Below are 14,895 nucleotides of genomic sequence, written 5' to 3'. Positions count from 1 at the left end.
CGGGCGGTTCACCGTTTCAGGGATGCTTGTCCCATGACGGATCCGAAGGTCACGCTGGAGCTGGACAGGCCGCAGGGTGGATCACTCGACGCACTGATGGCACTGCCCACCGGCGAGGTTCGCGCGTACGCCGTACTGGCGCACCGCGCGCCCGGCTCCGTGGACGTGATCGTGGACGTCCTGACCCGGTCGGGGATCGCCGTGCTGGCCTTCGAGATCGGCGCCGCCGGCGCGGTCGCCGACGTGGTCCTGGCGGCGTACCACCTGCGCGCGAACTTCGAGCCGCCGGAGATCCTGATCGGTCACTCGCTCGGCGGCGTCGCGGTGCTGTCCGCCTCGCACCTGGTGCCGGAGATCCGCGCCGTGGTGACGATCAACGCGCCCGCCGGGGAGATCCCGCCGCCGCGGACCGCGCTGCTGGTGATGCACGCGCCGAACGACCAGCAGGTCGGCATCCAGAACGCCGGGCACCTGTTCGTCGCGGCCCGGCACCCGAAGTCGTTCATCGCCCTCGACGGCGCCGACCACGCGCTGTCGGTCGCCGCCGACGCGACGTACGCCGCGACCATGATCGGCGCCTGGGCCGGCCGCTACCTGAGCACCCCCGCGCCGCCGGTCCCGTCCGGGCTGACGATGGGGCATCACGTGCTGGTCCGCGAGAACGGCCTCCCGTACGCCCAGACCATCACCGCCGGCCGCCACCGCCTGACCGCCGACGAGCCCGTCCCGCTCGGGCGCGACACCGGGCCCACGCCGTACGACCTGCTGCTCGCGTCGCTCGGCTCCTGCACGTCGATGACGATCCGGATGTACGCCGAACGCAAGCAGATCCCGCTCCGCGACGTCTCCGTCGAGCTCCGCCACGCCCGCATCCACGCCAAGGACTGCGAGAACTGCGAGACGGCGTCCGGGATGCTCGACCGGATCGACCTGCGGATCAAGCTCGACGGCGACCTCACGCCCGAGCACCGCGAGAAGCTGCTCGCGATCGCCGGGAAGTGCCCGGTGCACCGCACGCTGCACTCGGAGATCCAGATCCGGACCGCCATCGCCGACTGACCTCCCGGTGCGAGGGAGTAAGTTCGGACCCATGCGTGAAGCCCAGCTCGGAGAACTCACCGTGTCCGCCCTCGGCCTCGGCTGCATGGGGATGTCGCAGTCGTACGGCAGCACCGACGACGCCGAGTCGATCGCGACCGTGCATGCCGCGATCGACGCCGGCTGCACCTTCCTCGACACCGCCGACGTGTACGGCGACGGCGCCAACGAGGAGCTGCTCGGCCGCGCCCTCGTGGGCCGCCGCGACCAGGTCACCCTCGCGACGAAGTTCGGCTTCGCCCGGAGCGCCGCCGGCGAGCAGGTCCCGAACGTCGTCAACGGCACCCCGGCGTACGCCCGGGAGGCGCTGGACGCCTCCCTGCGCCGCCTCGGCGTCGACCACGTCGACCTCTGGTACCTGCACCGCCGCGACCCCCAGGTCCCCATCGAGGACACGGTCGGCGCGATGGCCGAGGCCGTCCAGGCAGGCAAGGTGCGCTACCTGGGCCTGTCCGAGGTCAACGGCGACACCGTCCGCGCGGCCCACGCCGTCCACCCGATCACCGCGGTCCAGAGCGAATGGTCCCTGTGGACCCGCGACCCCGAAACGGTCGTCCTCCCGACGCTGCGCGAGCTCGGCATCGGCTTCGTCCCCTTCAGCCCGCTCGGCCGCGGCTTCCTGACCGGCCAGATCAAGTCGCCCGAGGATTTCGCCCCCGACGACATGCGCGCCGGCCTCCCGCGCTTCACCGGCGACAACTTCCAGAAGAACCTGGACCTCGTCGCCCAGGTCCGAACGCTGGCCGAAGCCCGAGACGTCACTCCAGGCCAACTCGCCCTCGCCTGGCTCCTTGCCCAAGGCAACGACATCGCCCCCATCCCCGGCACCAAGCGCCGCAAGTACCTCGCCGAGAACCTCGCCGCCGCCGACCTGGTCCTCACCCCCGAAGAACTCACTGCTCTGAGTGACGCCTTCCCACCGGACTCAGCCGCCGGCACCCGGTACAACGAGGCCGCCTTGAAGCTGGTCAGCAAGTGACCCAAGGCACTCCGGCGACCCCTGACCGCAGCGCTCCCGCCCCGAGCGCGCCGGGCGCGAGCACCCCGGGCGCGACCACCCCGGACCCGTCCACCCTGGGCGCGACCACGCCGGGCGCGAGCGCCTCGGACCCGTCCACGCCGGGCCCGGTTCCGGGCGCGACCACGCCGGGCGCGCCCCCGCCGGGCTCGACCGCCCCAGGCCCAACCACCCCGGGCCCGACCACCCCATCTGTTCCTCCCCGCGCCGCAGCGGCGAGCACCTCAGGCAACGTCCCCGGCGCCCGCAGCGGCGAGCAACCACTCATCGCCGTCACCGGCTCCACCGGCAAGCTCGGCTCCAGGATCGCCCGCCAGCTAGCGAACGCCGGCGCCCACCAACGCCTCCTCGTCAGGGACCCGGCAAGAGCCCCCCAGCTCGACAACACCGAGGTAGCCCAAGCCAGCTACGGCGACCACAACGCCCTCCTCGACGCCCTCGACGGTGTCGACACCCTCCTGCTGCTCAGCGCCACCGAGTCCGCCGACCGGGTCTCCTTGCACAAGGCAACGATCGACTCGGCGGTTGCCGCCGGCGTCCGGCACATCGTCTACACCAGCTTCGTCGGCGCCGCCCCGAACGCGACGTTCACCTTCGCCCGCGACCACTGGCACACCGAGCAGCACCTCCGCGCGACCGGCGTCGACTTCACCTTCCTGCGCGACAACCTCTACCTCGACTTCGTCCCCGGCTTCGTCGGCGAGGACGACACCATCCGCGGCCCCGCCGGCGACGGCCGCGTGGCCGCCGTACTCCGCAACGACGTCGCCGCATCAGCCACCCAGGTCCTCCTCGACCCCGCGGCCCACGCCGGTACGACGTACGACCTCACCGGCCCGACCGCCTTCTCCCTGACCGAGGTCGCCGCCCTGCTCTCCGAGACCCGCGGCCGCCGCATCCGCTACGAACCGGAGACCCTCGACGAGGCCTACCGCTCCCGCGAACGCTTCGGCGCCCCCGCCTGGGAGGTCGCCGGCTGGGTCACGTCGTACGCCGCCATCGCCAGCGGCGAGCTCAGCACCGTCACCTCAGCCGTGGAGCAGCTCACCGGCCACAAACCGACCGGCCTCGCCGAGTACGTCAACACCCTCCTCTGAAGCCTCGCCCCCGCAGACTGTCGGCCCCGTTTGAGACACTGTCCCCGTGCCGCTCTACCGTGACGAAGCCATCGTGCTCCGAACCCAGAAACTGGGCGAAGCCGACCGCATCGCCACCCTGCTGACCCGCTCCCACGGCAAGATCCGCGCCGTCGCGAAGGGTGTCCGCCGTACGTCGTCCCGCTTCGGCGCCCGCCTGGAGCCGTTCAGCCACGTGGACCTCCAGCTCGCCACCGGCCGCACCCTCGACGTCGTCACCCAGGCCGTCTCCATCGCCGCCTACGGCGAAGGCATCGTCTCCGACTACGCCCGCTACACCACTGGCACAGTCCTCCTGGAAACAGTCGACCGCCTGGTCGTCGAGGAAAAAGAACCAGCCACCCAACAACACCTCCTCCTGGCCGGAGCCCTGAGAGTCCTCTCCAAAGGCGAACGAGAACCCCGCCTGATCCTCGACTCCTTCCTCCTCCGCTCCCTGGCCATCTCCGGCTACGCCCCCTCCTTCGAAGACTGCGCCAAGTGCGGCGAACCAGGCCCCCACCGAGCCTTCAACCCCTCCGCCGGCGGCATGGTCTGCACCTCCTGCCGCCCACCCGCCTCCGCCATGCCCGCCCCCGCCACCATCACCCTCCTGGCGGCACTCCTCACCGGCGACTGGCCCACCGCAGAACGCACCGACCCCAAAACCCGCCGAGAAGCCGACACCCTCGTAGCCGCCTTCGTAGCCTGGCACCTGGACCGCCTCCGCTCCCTCCGCCACCTGGACCTGAGCACGACGCCAGCGACTCCGCTCCCCGGCACAGAAGCCGCCAACTGACACCCAGAGCCCGCTGTGTCGGCCTGTGACGCCGAGCCGCGCTCAACGCCGCAGCGCTCGTGCCCCAATCTCTCTCAACAGGCCGCGACCTTCGGCGCAGCCGGCGCCTGCTCGCCGCCGTCGGGGTCGACCAGCACCGGCACCGCCTCGCCGATCTGCAGTTGGGTCTCGGCCGACTGGGTCATCGGGATCTGGCCGGTGTCGCCGAGCGTGCTCTCCCAGGCGATGGTCCAGTGGGTCGTCGCGGTCACCGGGTACGTGCAGTGCGGCTGGGAGCGCGAGGTCTTCACGTAGCGGTGACCGCAGTCGGGGGAGTCCTTCAGGCCGGCCGTCTCCGTGTACGGCGTACCCGCGGTCTCGCAGCGGAGGGTCTTTCCGTCGCCCATGGCCCAGTTGACCGCGTCCACCTCGGCCTTCACGGTGACCGACAGCCCCGGAACGCTGGCGGTCCGGGTGATCGGGCCCCAGGTGTTCTCGGACTTGGCGACCCAGAGCCACACCGGCATGTTCACCAGCCCGATCTGCCCCGCACCAGGCGCAGTCCCGAGCTGAGGCTTTCCGAGCTTCATCTCCGCGATGGCCCGGTAGACCAGCGTCATCGGATCCACCACCTCGACATCGGGTTCGCCTTCGATCCAGATGAACCGAGTGACCAGGTGCCGTCCTTCGTCGTATCCCTGCTCGCGGAGGCAGGCCCAGAGCGATCCCTTGGCCGGGTCCTTGCCTGTCCAGATCGGGTTGTCGTACGGAGGCGGTGGGGACATCGGCTGCAGGTAGCACTGATGGGTGTTGGACCAGTTGCCCAGCTTTGAAGTGCACGCCTGCGGGGCGCCAGCGAAGCGGCAGACCGGCTTCTTGGCCGACTTCGTCTGGTCCGGCTTTCCGGCGACCGGATCCTTCCCCTTCTGCGGCAGCTCGGCTGTGAGTTGAAGCTTGCACCTGTGGGTCAGCTGCGAGCAGATCCGCGTGTAGCCCGGCGGCGGTGGTGGATCGGTCGTGAGTGATGCATGGGCGAGTTCTGGGCTCGCGATGATCCCGAGTAGCAGCACGACCAGCGAGACCCGGGTCAACATGCGCCGCCGCCTTGCTCATCGATCAGGAACCAGGCCTTCGGCTGGCCCCGCTCGGCCGGAGCGAACACGACCTTGGCCTGGGCCTTGTGCCGCGCGCCGTCGTCACCTGCGGTGGTGACGGGCTTCCCGGTCTTCCGGATGATCGTTGTGGTCTTCGAGCTGTCGATGCACGAGGTGAGCCTCACCTCCGGCTGCTGGGTGGCCAGATTCACGGACTGAACCGCCACCGACGTCACCGCGATGTCGCCCTTCTGGTACCAGTCCTGGTCCTGCTGGAACTGCAGTTCTCCGAGAGAGGTCACCAGCCACGTGCCGCCGTTGCCCGCGCTGAGCAGGCTGGCGCGGGTGGCTTTCCGAGGATCCTGCAGCGCTCGGTTGATCGCGGCCCGGGCTGACATGTATCGCGCTGTGGCCTGCGTGATCGCTTGCTGCTCCTGCTCGGTCCACTGCGGACTGGAAGCAGTCGCGCTCGGGGTGGGCGAGGCGCTCGGGGGAGCGGTGTCCGGGCGGCCGGCTTCCGGGGAGCTGTTGCTGCAGGACGCCAGGGGGAGGGCGGCGAGCAGGGTGGCTGCGGTGAGGAAGGGGCGCCGGGGCATGCGGGGGACTCCTGAGATAGGTGTAGCGGGTGGTGCAAGGGTTTCATACGGAGCGTGGTCGAGGGGGTGGTTATCCACAGGTTGCAGGTTGTTGCAGGGAGCAGGGGTGGCGGGAATGCGTGGGGTGGAGTACAAGCCCGTACGGGGGAGAGGGGTTGGCCTCGATGGCGGCGTCGTACCCGGAGGGTGCTGGCCGACGAGATTCACTCGTGGGGGAAAATCTTTCGCATGTCGCCACTGGGTCGTCGTCGGGTTGTGGAGCGCAGTCGCCGGGGAGAGGTGGTGGCGCCGGACAAGCATCCTTCGGGGGCGATGCCGCCGGGGGTGCCGGGGGAGTTGGTGCCTCGGCATGTGGCGATCGTGATGGACGGGAACGGGCGGTGGGCCAAGCAGCGGGGGCTGGCGCGGACCGAGGGGCACAAGGCGGGGGAGGCGTCGCTGCTGGACGTCATCAAGGGTGGGATCGAGATCGGGGTGAAGTACATCTCGGCGTACGCGTTCTCGACGGAGAACTGGGCGCGGTCGCCGGAGGAGGTGCGGTTCCTGATGGGGTTCAACCGGGAGGTGATCCACCGGCGCCGGGACGAGCTGGACGCGATGGGGGTGCGGGTCGTCTGGTCGGGGCGGCGGCCGCGGTTGTGGAAGAGCGTGATCGACGAGCTGGAGTCCGCGCAGGAGCAGACCAAGGGCAACGACACGATCACGCTGCAGTTCTGCGTGAACTACGGTGGGCAGGCCGAGATCGCGGACGCGGCGCGGTCGATCGCGCGGGACGTTGCCGCGGGCAAGCTCAATCCGGAGCGGATCACGGAGAAGACGCTCGCGCGGCACCTGTACCACCCGGAGGTTCCGGAGGTGGATCTGTTCATCCGGTCCTCCGGCGAGCAGCGGACGTCGAACTTCCTGGTCTGGCAGCTGGCGTACGCCGAGATGGTGTTCCTCGACACGCTCTGGCCGGACTTCGACCGGCGCGACCTGTGGCGCGCGATCGAGCTGTACGCGCAGCGCGACCGCCGCTACGGCGGCGCGATCCCGAACGAGGTCACCAACCAGGCGCCCTGAACCGAGGCGAGGTCACCAACCAGGCACCTCAACCCCGAGGCGAAGGCAACAACCCCCGCTCGATCGCCACCGTCACCGCCCGCGTCCGGTCATCCACATCCAGCTTCGTGAACAACCGCTGCAAATGCGTCTTCACCGTCGCCTCCCCGATGAACAACTCCCGCCCGATCTCCGCATTGCTCAACCCCCGAGCAACAGCAGCCAGCACCTGCAGCTCCCGAGGCGACGGCTGCACAGCAGCCACCGGCGCCGGCGTCCGCAACCGCGACATCAACCGCGCAGCGACCGGCGGCGCCAGCACGGTCTCACCCCGAGAAGCAGCCCGAATCCCGTCCAGCAGTTCCCCATGCGGCGTGTCCTTCAACAGATATCCCGCAGCCCCAGCCTCAACAGCATGCAGGATGTCCGTGTCCGTGTCGTACGTCGTCAGCACCAGCACCTTCGTCGCCGGATAGCCCGACACGATCGCCCCGGTCGCCGACACCCCGTCCCGCCTGGGCATCCGCAGGTCCATCAGTACGACGTCCGGCCGCGTCGCCTCGACCAGCGCGAGCGCCTCCTCGCCGTCACCCGCCTCGCCGACGACCTCGATGTCGTCGGTGACGGCGAGCATCCCGGTCAGCCCGGAGCGCACGATGGGGTGGTCGTCGACGACCAGGACCCGGACGGTCACGAGTTCTCCTGACTGTTCGAAGGAATGAGCACCTGGACCCGCGTTCCGCGGCCGGGGGCGCTGTCGACCTGCACGCTGCCGCCGGACTCCTCGACCCGCCCGCGCATCGCGGCCAGACCGTATCCGCCGCCGGCGTCCGACGGCTCGAAACCGCTGCCGTCGTCCGACACCGAGATCTCCACCCCGTCGTCGGTCATCGACAGCGTGATCAGCACGGACGTCGCGGCCGCGTGCTTGCGCACGTTCGCCAGCGCCTCCTGGGCCGATCGCAGCAGCACCACCTGCTGGCCCTGCGGCAGCGCGGCGACCTCGTCGTCCGGCATGTCCAGCACCACCTGTACGTCGACGCCCGTCTCGGCCCGGAACCGCTCGGCCTGCCGCCGCAACGCCTCGGACAAGGTTGCCTCGGACAACGCGACCGGCGTGAACGCGGCGACCAGCGCCCGCGCCTCGGCCAGGTTCTCCCGCGCGTTGTCCTCGATCGCGCTCAGCCGGCCCGCCACGGCGTCGGTCCCACCACGGGACAGCTCGACCGAAGCCGTCTGCGCCAGCATCACGATGCTCGTCATGCCCTGCGCGAGCGTGTCGTGGATCTCCCGCGCCATCCGCTCCCGCTCGGCCATCACGCCGGCCGAGTGGTGCGCCGCGGCCAGTTCGTCCCGGGTCGACTCGAGCTCCTCGATCAGGTCGGCGCGCTGCTGGCTCTGCGCGATCACCCGGTCGATCCAGATGCCCAGCATCGAGCTGACCGCGAGGCTGATCACCATCCACGGCAGGATCGACCAGAACGCGTCGGTGGTCCAGCCGGCCGACCAGAGCTGCGCGGTGCCGACGGCAACGAGCAGCAGCAGCGTCAGCAGGACGGCGTCGAGAGTACGGCGACTCAGCAACCAGATCTGCGGCGAGACGATGAACAGGATGAACACCGACTGGGGGAAGATCCCGACCGCGACCGCGATGCACGCGATCATCAGCAGCCGGTACACGTTCGACCAGACCCAGTTGCGCGAGAGCATCGCCGGCATCGCGAGGAACCGGTACGCGAAGGCCAGCACGGCGATCAGCGCCAGGTACGTCGTACGCCGCTCGGCGGTGAGCTCCGCAGAGGTCACTGCGCCGACAACCACCACGGCCAGCATGCCGTAGAACACGACGTGCCAGCCGATCAGGGTACGGATCCAGACCGGCTGCGCGGCCTTCGAGACGGGCTGCATACCCCCTATCTTCCGCCAGAACCCGCAGTCGTCCACCCGACGCACGGTTCCGGCGGAAGCGTGGAGCTGCATCAGCCCGCGTCCCGGCGGGTCCAGCGGAACACCCGCTGGGCGAGGACCAGACCGACCACCAGCCAGATCGAGAGCACGATCGCGCCGGTGCCGAGCTGCCAGGAGCCGCCCGGTTCGCTGGCCTCGAACGCGTCCGGCAGGAACACCGAGCGCATCCCCTGGGCCAGCCACTTCAGCGGGAAGAACTCCGACACGGTCCGCATCCAGCTCGGCAGGCTGCTGTAGACGAAGTAGACGCCGGAGATGAACTGCAGCAGCAGGACGACCGGGGTGACGACCGCCGAGGCGGCCTTGCCGGACTTCGGCACCACCGAGAAGGCGATCCCGAGCACCGAACCGGACGCCGTACCGAGCACGAAGATCCACAGGAAGTGCAGCCACTTCTGCGGGGTCGACGGGATGTCGACGCCGAGCAGCAGCCCGGCGATCGCCAGCAGCAGCCCGAACTGGGCGATCGAGGTGGTCAGGACCAGCCCGATCTTGCCGATGAAGTACGACTGCGGCGACATCGGCGTACCGCGCAGCCGTTTCAGCAGGTCCTCGTCGCGCTCCATCGCGATCGTGATCGCCAGCGACTGGAAACTGGTCAGGAAGATGCCGGAGGCGATCATCCCGGGCGTGAAGTACGTCGCGGCGTCGACGCCGTCGGCGAAGTCGGTGCTGCTGAACACGGCCGAGAAGATGCCGAGGAAGATGATCGGGAAGAAGAAGGTGAAGATCAGCTGCTCCTTCTCGCGGAAGAACTGCTTCACCTCCAGCGCGGTCCGGGACAGCCCGACCTGTACGACGGACGGCAGCGGGCGGGTCGGTGCGGTGGTGCTCATCGGGTCGCTCCTTCGACGGCGGCCGGTACGGCGCCGATCAGGTCCAGGTAGATGTCCTCGAGGCTCGGCCGGCGGATCTGCAGCTCCGGGATCTCCCCGTCGAAGCGCAGCATCAGCCGGGCCAGCTCGGCGGTCGGCTCGTCGCTGCGGATCTCGTGGTGCCCCTCGGCGTCCACCCAGGAGATCCGCGCGGTGCGGGCGCCGCGGCCGCCGAGCGTGTCCGGCGTCGCGACCTCGAGCATCCGGCCGTCGGCGATCACGCCGACCCGGTCGGCCAGGTGCTCGGCCTCGTCCAGGTAGTGGGTGGTGAGCAGGATCGTGGTCCCGCCGGTGCGCAGGTTCTCGATCAGCGTCCAGAACTGGCGGCGCGCCTCGGGGTCGAAACCGGTGGTCGGCTCGTCGAGGAACAGCAGCTCCGGGTTGCCGATCACGCCGAGCGCGACGTCGAGGCGGCGGCGCTGCCCGCCGGACAGCTTGCGGGTCCGGGTCCGGCGCTTCTCCTCCAGCCCGACCGACGCGATCACCTCGTCGGGGTCGCGCGGGTTCGGGTAGTAGCCGGCGAAGTGCTGCACCAGCTCGGCGACCGACAGCTCGGCCTCGTCCCGCGACGACTGCGCGACGATCCCGACGCGGGACCGCCAGTGCCGGTCGGCGTGCGCCGGGTCGGTGCCGAGGACCTGGACGTCGCCCTCGTCGGCGCGCCGGTAGCCCTCGAGGATCTCGGTGGTGGTGGTCTTGCCGGCGCCGTTCGGGCCGAGCAGGGCGAACACCTCACCGTGCCGGATGTCGAGATCGACGCCGGCGACGGCGACCTTGTCCGGGTACCGCTTGACGAGTCCGCGGACCCGCACTGCCAAGTCTTTGTCGGTCATGGCTCAAGCCTGGCCGCTCGGGGGCCCGCGCGATGAGAGCCGTACGGCGTACTCGCTGTCCCCCGACCGGTGGACACGCGGCCGTCCACCAGGCCCGTCCGCCGGCGTACCGGCGGACCGAAAATCCCCGGCCCGACGCGCGGACGGGGGCAGACGCGACGGGGTCCGGTTGGTTAGCGTCGGGCGCATGAGTCAGACAGTGCGTGGAGTCGTCGCCCTGAGCAAAGGGTCCCCGGTCACGATCGAGCAGATCACCATCCCCGATCCCGGGCCGGGGGAGGCGGTGGTCCAGGTGCAGGCCTGCGGTGTCTGCCACACCGACCTGCACTACCGGGAGGGCGGCATCAACGACGACTTCCCGTTCCTGCTCGGCCACGAGGCGGCCGGGATCGTGGAGAGCGTCGGCGAGGGTGTCACCGACGTCGCGCCGGGCGACTTCGTCGTCCTGAACTGGCGGGCCGTCTGCGGCAGCTGCCGGGCCTGTCTGCGCGGCCGTCCGTGGTACTGCTTCAACACCCACAACGCGAAGCAGAAGATGACGCTGGCCGACGGCACCGAGCTGTCGCCCGCGCTGGGGATCGGCGCGTTCGCGGAGAAGACCCTGGTCGCGGCCGGTCAGTGCACGAAGGTCGACCCGGCGGCGAAGCCCGAGGTCGCCGGGCTGCTCGGCTGCGGCGTGATGGCCGGGCTCGGTGCCGCGGTCAACACCGGCAACGTCGGCCGCGGTGACACCGTCGCGGTGATCGGCTGCGGCGGCGTCGGTACGGCGGCCGTCGTCGGCGCCCGGCTCGCGGGTGCGGCCCGGGTGATCGCGCTCGACATCGACCAGCGCAAGCTCGACGTCGCCCAGGAGCTCGGCGCGACGCACGTGATCAACTCCAAGGAGCTCGACCACGACGGCGTCGTCGAGGCCGTCCAGGAGCTGACCGGTGGGTTCGGCGCGGACGTCGTGATCGACGCGGTCGGCCGCCCGGAGACCTGGAAGCAGGCGTTCTACGCCCGCGACCTGGCCGGGACCGTCGTCCTGGTCGGCGTACCGACGCCGGACATGCAGCTCGACATGCCGCTGCTCGACTTCTTCGGCCGCGGCGGCTCACTCAAGTCCAGCTGGTACGGCGACTGCCTGCCGAGCCGCGACTTCCCGCTGCTGATCGACCTGCACCTGCAGGGCCGGCTGCCGCTGGACCGGTTCGTGTCGGAGACGATCGCGCTCGACGAGGTCGAGGCGGCCTTCGCGAAGATGCACCACGGCGACGTGCTGCGCTCGGTGGTGGTCTTCTGATGCCGGCTCGCATCGAGCGGCTCGTCACGTCCGGCACGTTCAGCCTGGACGGCGGGACGTGGGACGTCGACAACAACATCTGGCTGGTCGGCGACGACCACGAGGTGCTGGTGATCGACGCCGCCCACGACGCCGAGCGCATCGTCCAGGCGGTCGGCGACCGCCGGGTGGTCGGCCTGGTCGCCACGCACGGGCACAACGACCACATCAACGCCGTCGGCGGCGTCCAGGCCGTGCTGAAGTGCCCGGTCTGGATCAGCTCGGCCGACCAGATGCTCTGGTCCGCCCTGTACGACGAACTGCCCGACCACGACCTCTCCGACGGCACCACCTTCGACGTCGCCGGCACGACGCTGAAGGCGGTCAGCACCCCCGGCCACAGCCCCGGCTCCACCTGCCTGTACGCCGCCGACCTCGACGCGGTCTTCACCGGCGACACCCTCTTCCAGGGCGGCCCGGGCGCGACGGGCCGGTCGTACAGCGACAAGCCGACCATCCTGAAGTCGATCCGCGACCGCCTGCTGACACTGCCGGAGGGCACGGTCGTCCACACCGGCCACGGCGACACCACGACGATCGCCGCGGAGGTCGGCAACATCTCCTGATCTCGTCGCCGGCCCTCCCGTGCGGAGGGCCGGCGGCAGCTTCTCGCCAGTCATGCATCTATGCATGCATCTATGCGCTAGATTGAGCCCATGGCCGACCAGGGACCCGCGGGTGATCGCGCCTACCGGCACACCAAGGAGCTGATCCTCACCGGAGAGCTCGCCGGTGGGCAGTTGTTCAGCGAGGGCGAGATCGCGAACGACCTCGACATCAGCCGGACGCCGGTGCGGGAGGCGTTCCTGCGCCTGGAGGCCGAGCAGCTCGTCCAGCTGATCCCGAAGCGCGGAGCGGTCGTCGTACCGGTGACGCCGACCGAGATGGAGGACGTGCTCGACCTGCGCGAAGCGCTCGAAGCGGCCGCGGTCCGGAGGTTGCTCCGGGACGACCGGTTGCTCGCCGCGGCCTCGGAGGGGTGGTCGCGGGCGCTGGAGGAGCAGCGGCGCTGCGCGCAGGCACGGGACGCCGACGGGTTCGCCGCCGCCGACGACGCCTTCCACGCGAGTTTCGTGGAGGGCTCGGGGAACGCGCTGGCCATCCGCTTCTACCGGTCGCTCGGGGATCGGCAGCGGCGGATGAGCCTGAGCGTCGTCCGGCCGCGGGCCGAGCTCCTCGACGTACTGCTGCAGGAGCATGCGGCGCTGGCGGAGTGCGTCGAGCGGCGGGAGCCGGAGGAGTTCGCACGGGGGCTGGGGGAGCACCTCGACCGGTACCACCGGCGATGAGGTGGCAGCGGGCGGTCTTCGCCATGTTCTGCTGCGGCTGGGGCGGCAACCAGTTCACACCGTTGCTGATGCTCTACCGGCAAGCTGGTGGCTACTCGACCGTTGAAGTCGACCTGTTCCTCGGCACGTACGTCGTCGGGCTGGTGCCCGGCCTGCTCGTCGCTGGAGCCCTGTCCGACCGGCACGGACGCAAGCCGCTGATGCTGGTCGGTACGGCGCTGTCAGCGGTCTCCAGCGTGCTCCTGATGGTTGGACAGACCTGGGCCCTGTACGGCGGCCGCCTGCTCACCGGAGTTGCTGTCGGCGTAGCCATGGCTGTCGGGACCAGCTGGGTCAAGGAGCTGTCGCAACCGCCGTACGACGCTGCTGCCGACAGCGGAGCCGGTGCGAGGCGCGCTGCGATGGGGCTGACACTCGGCTTCGGTCTGGGCGCCGGCGTGGCCGGCGTACTGGCTCAGTGGGGTCCGCACCCGATGGTGACGCCTTACGCCGTGCACGCCGTACTGGCGTTGGCCGCCTTGTCCCTGCTGCCAGGAGCTCCTGAGACTCGGACCGCTCCGGCAGCTGGTTCGCTCTGGTCGTTGCTGAAGGTCCCGGCCGTCGCACACCGCCGCTTCCTGCGGGTGGTGCTCCCGATGGCCCCCTGGGTCTTCGGCTCGGCCGGCATCGCCTACGCCGTGACGCCACAGCTCGTCGGCGACCGGCTCGGCAACTGGGGACTGGCCTACGCCACCCTGCTCACGGTCTGCACCCTCGGCACGGGGGCTCTGGTGCAGCCGCTGGCAAAGAGGCTCGACTCCGTGTCGACAGCCCGGGCCATCGTCGTGGCGATGGTCCTGATGTCGGCCGGAGTCGGCCTCAGCGCCGTAGTAGCCGACCTCGGCTCACCACTGCTCGGCCTGCTCGACGGTGTGCTGCTGGGAGCGGCGTACGGGATCGCTGTCGTCTCCGGCCTACTGGAGATCCAGCGCATCGCCGCACTGAACGACGACGTGGACCTGGCCGGGCTGACCGGGGTCTACTACGCAGCTGCCTATCTGGGCTTCCTGCTGCCGACTGTGCTCGCAGCAGTCGCCAGCTTGGCGCCGTACGTTGTGCTGCTGGCAGTGGTCGCTGCGGTGACTCTGGCCTGTACGGCGGTGGTGCTTGCGTCGTCCCGCCGCCACCTGCCGGCCTAGCGCGTCGTCGTCGCGCTGGCCTGGTCCCAGGAGACCGGGGTCGTGTAGAGCACGAAGCGGTAGTCACGAGTCTTGCTGTAGCGGTAGGCCATCGTCGCGACGCCCGCAGAGCTGGTGGTGACCCCCTTCAGCCCCTTCCAGGTCGTCGTCCCGCGCTCCCGGAACTGGAACGCGCCCTGCGCGGACCGCTTGTAGTACTTGTCGTAGTCGATTGAGTAGACCAGCGACGTCCCGGTCAGCGTCACCACATCGGCTGTCCGCTTGCTGCTGATCCACGCCGCGGTGGCGAGCCGGATGTCGGACTGCACGGTGTTCTGCGTCAGCGGATTCGAGTTGTTGTCGAAGGCCCCCGACGGCCGCCAGGTGTGCAGCCCGATGGTGTGGAAGTCGTAGACGTCCCAGCTCTGCTGATTCCCACCACTGAAGTAGGCGCCGCCCTGACTTCCCTGACTGGGATGAATCAGATCCCAGCCCGAAGTCCCACCACCGAGCGAGCAGGCTCCCGACGCGTACAGCTTGAACTCCTTGTACGGCTGCCCGATCACGACCCGGTACGGCGCCGTCAGGTTGCAGGCCGCGGCGCTCTGCGCGCTCGCCGGCGTCGCGGTCAGCACCCCGGCGGTCATCACCAGTCCGGCGGCGAGCGCCGCGGCCGTCGTACGGATACCCATGTCGTCTCCCCGGTCGTCGG

Annotated in this window: 16 protein-coding genes; 9 read left to right on the top strand and 7 right to left on the bottom strand. The window is 70.1% G+C overall.

All coding sequences use genetic code 11. The features are described from left to right. The first annotated feature begins 33 nt into the window (after nucleotides 1-33). Genes ACZ6Z4_RS33145 through recO form a run of 4 tightly spaced genes read left to right on the top strand, consistent with a single transcriptional unit; the run spans nucleotide 34 to nucleotide 4,030 of the window. Nucleotides 34-1,059 carry a bifunctional alpha/beta hydrolase/OsmC family protein gene (locus ACZ6Z4_RS33145; protein ID WP_363674612.1) on the top strand — a complete coding sequence of 342 codons (1,026 nt, stop codon included), beginning with the start codon at nucleotides 34-36 and terminating at the stop codon, nucleotides 1,057-1,059. A 31-nt stretch (nucleotides 1,060-1,090) separates the two neighbouring features. Further along, on the top strand, nucleotides 1,091-2,077 hold the full coding sequence (locus ACZ6Z4_RS33140) for an aldo/keto reductase (protein ID WP_465573784.1): 987 nt from the start codon (nucleotides 1,091-1,093) through the stop codon (nucleotides 2,075-2,077). Beyond that, nucleotides 2,074-3,213, top strand: coding sequence for an SDR family oxidoreductase (locus ACZ6Z4_RS33135; RefSeq protein ID WP_465573777.1), 1,140 nt, complete (start codon nucleotides 2,074-2,076; stop codon nucleotides 3,211-3,213). The genes ACZ6Z4_RS33140 and ACZ6Z4_RS33135 overlap by 4 nt, the downstream gene beginning before the upstream one ends. A gap of 46 nt (nucleotides 3,214-3,259) precedes the next feature. Continuing rightward, the gene (recO, locus tag ACZ6Z4_RS33130; RefSeq protein WP_465573774.1) at nucleotides 3,260-4,030 is read left to right on the top strand and encodes a DNA repair protein RecO; all 771 of its coding nucleotides are present in this window, start codon (nucleotides 3,260-3,262) and stop codon (nucleotides 4,028-4,030) included. 74 nt (nucleotides 4,031-4,104) lie between these two features. On the opposite strand, the gene ACZ6Z4_RS33125 is transcribed toward recO, so the two are convergent. Next, nucleotides 4,105-5,103, bottom strand: a complete 999-nt coding sequence (locus ACZ6Z4_RS33125; protein WP_465573771.1) for a hypothetical protein — start codon at nucleotides 5,101-5,103, stop codon at nucleotides 4,105-4,107. Next, nucleotides 5,097-5,699 carry a hypothetical protein gene (locus ACZ6Z4_RS33120; protein WP_465573768.1) on the bottom strand — a complete coding sequence of 201 codons (603 nt, stop codon included), beginning with the start codon at nucleotides 5,697-5,699 and terminating at the stop codon, nucleotides 5,097-5,099. Before ACZ6Z4_RS33120 ends, ACZ6Z4_RS33125 begins: the two co-directional genes overlap by 7 nt. A gap of 228 nt (nucleotides 5,700-5,927) precedes the next feature. Here ACZ6Z4_RS33120 and ACZ6Z4_RS33115 point away from each other — a divergent pair, with 228 nt between their 5' ends. Further along, entirely contained in the window at nucleotides 5,928-6,761 is an 834-nt protein-coding gene (locus ACZ6Z4_RS33115; RefSeq protein WP_465573765.1) for an isoprenyl transferase, read from the top strand. A gap of 28 nt (nucleotides 6,762-6,789) precedes the next feature. On the opposite strand, the gene ACZ6Z4_RS33110 is transcribed toward ACZ6Z4_RS33115, so the two are convergent. The 4 genes from ACZ6Z4_RS33110 to ACZ6Z4_RS33095 all read right to left on the bottom strand — a co-directional run bounded on the left by ACZ6Z4_RS33110 (nucleotide 6,790) and on the right by ACZ6Z4_RS33095 (nucleotide 10,416). Next, nucleotides 6,790-7,434 carry a response regulator gene (locus tag ACZ6Z4_RS33110; protein ID WP_465573762.1) on the bottom strand — a complete coding sequence of 215 codons (645 nt, stop codon included), beginning with the start codon at nucleotides 7,432-7,434 and terminating at the stop codon, nucleotides 6,790-6,792. Then, the gene (locus tag ACZ6Z4_RS33105) at nucleotides 7,431-8,648 is read right to left on the bottom strand and encodes a sensor histidine kinase (protein WP_465573757.1); all 1,218 of its coding nucleotides are present in this window, start codon (nucleotides 8,646-8,648) and stop codon (nucleotides 7,431-7,433) included. The genes ACZ6Z4_RS33110 and ACZ6Z4_RS33105 overlap by 4 nt, the downstream gene beginning before the upstream one ends. Before the next feature lie 71 nt (nucleotides 8,649-8,719). Then, entirely contained in the window at nucleotides 8,720-9,544 is an 825-nt protein-coding gene (locus tag ACZ6Z4_RS33100) for an ABC transporter permease (protein ID WP_465573754.1), read from the bottom strand. After that, nucleotides 9,541-10,416: an ABC transporter ATP-binding protein gene (locus ACZ6Z4_RS33095; RefSeq protein ID WP_465573751.1), complete on the bottom strand. Its 876-nt coding sequence runs from the start codon at nucleotides 10,414-10,416 to the stop codon at nucleotides 9,541-9,543. The genes ACZ6Z4_RS33100 and ACZ6Z4_RS33095 overlap by 4 nt, the downstream gene beginning before the upstream one ends. Before the next feature lie 187 nt (nucleotides 10,417-10,603). Between ACZ6Z4_RS33095 and ACZ6Z4_RS33090 the strand changes: the two genes are divergently transcribed. The 4 genes from ACZ6Z4_RS33090 (at nucleotide 10,604) to ACZ6Z4_RS33075 (ending at nucleotide 14,204) form a co-directional block, all read left to right on the top strand. Beyond that, nucleotides 10,604-11,698, top strand: coding sequence for an S-(hydroxymethyl)mycothiol dehydrogenase (locus ACZ6Z4_RS33090; protein ID WP_465573744.1), 1,095 nt, complete (start codon nucleotides 10,604-10,606; stop codon nucleotides 11,696-11,698). Then, nucleotides 11,698-12,303, top strand: coding sequence for an MBL fold metallo-hydrolase (locus ACZ6Z4_RS33085; protein ID WP_465573740.1), 606 nt, complete (start codon nucleotides 11,698-11,700; stop codon nucleotides 12,301-12,303). The genes ACZ6Z4_RS33090 and ACZ6Z4_RS33085 overlap by 1 nt, the downstream gene beginning before the upstream one ends. Before the next feature lie 90 nt (nucleotides 12,304-12,393). After that, nucleotides 12,394-13,026, top strand: a complete 633-nt coding sequence (locus tag ACZ6Z4_RS33080) for a GntR family transcriptional regulator (protein ID WP_465573737.1) — start codon at nucleotides 12,394-12,396, stop codon at nucleotides 13,024-13,026. After that, the gene (locus ACZ6Z4_RS33075; RefSeq protein WP_465573734.1) at nucleotides 13,023-14,204 is read left to right on the top strand and encodes an MFS transporter; all 1,182 of its coding nucleotides are present in this window, start codon (nucleotides 13,023-13,025) and stop codon (nucleotides 14,202-14,204) included. Before ACZ6Z4_RS33080 ends, ACZ6Z4_RS33075 begins: the two co-directional genes overlap by 4 nt. Here the strand turns inward: ACZ6Z4_RS33075 and ACZ6Z4_RS33070 are convergent. After that, complete coding sequence (locus ACZ6Z4_RS33070) at nucleotides 14,201-14,875, bottom strand: hypothetical protein (RefSeq protein WP_465573728.1); 675 nt, start codon at nucleotides 14,873-14,875, stop codon at nucleotides 14,201-14,203. The genes ACZ6Z4_RS33075 and ACZ6Z4_RS33070 overlap by 4 nt on opposite strands. Nucleotides 14,876-14,895: the final 20 nt, after the last annotated feature.

The sequence above is a fragment of the Kribbella sp. NPDC104740 genome, from assembly GCF_055583505.1.
Note: the sequence above shows the minus strand (reverse complement) of the source record. Positions and strands in the feature narration are given on the sequence as shown.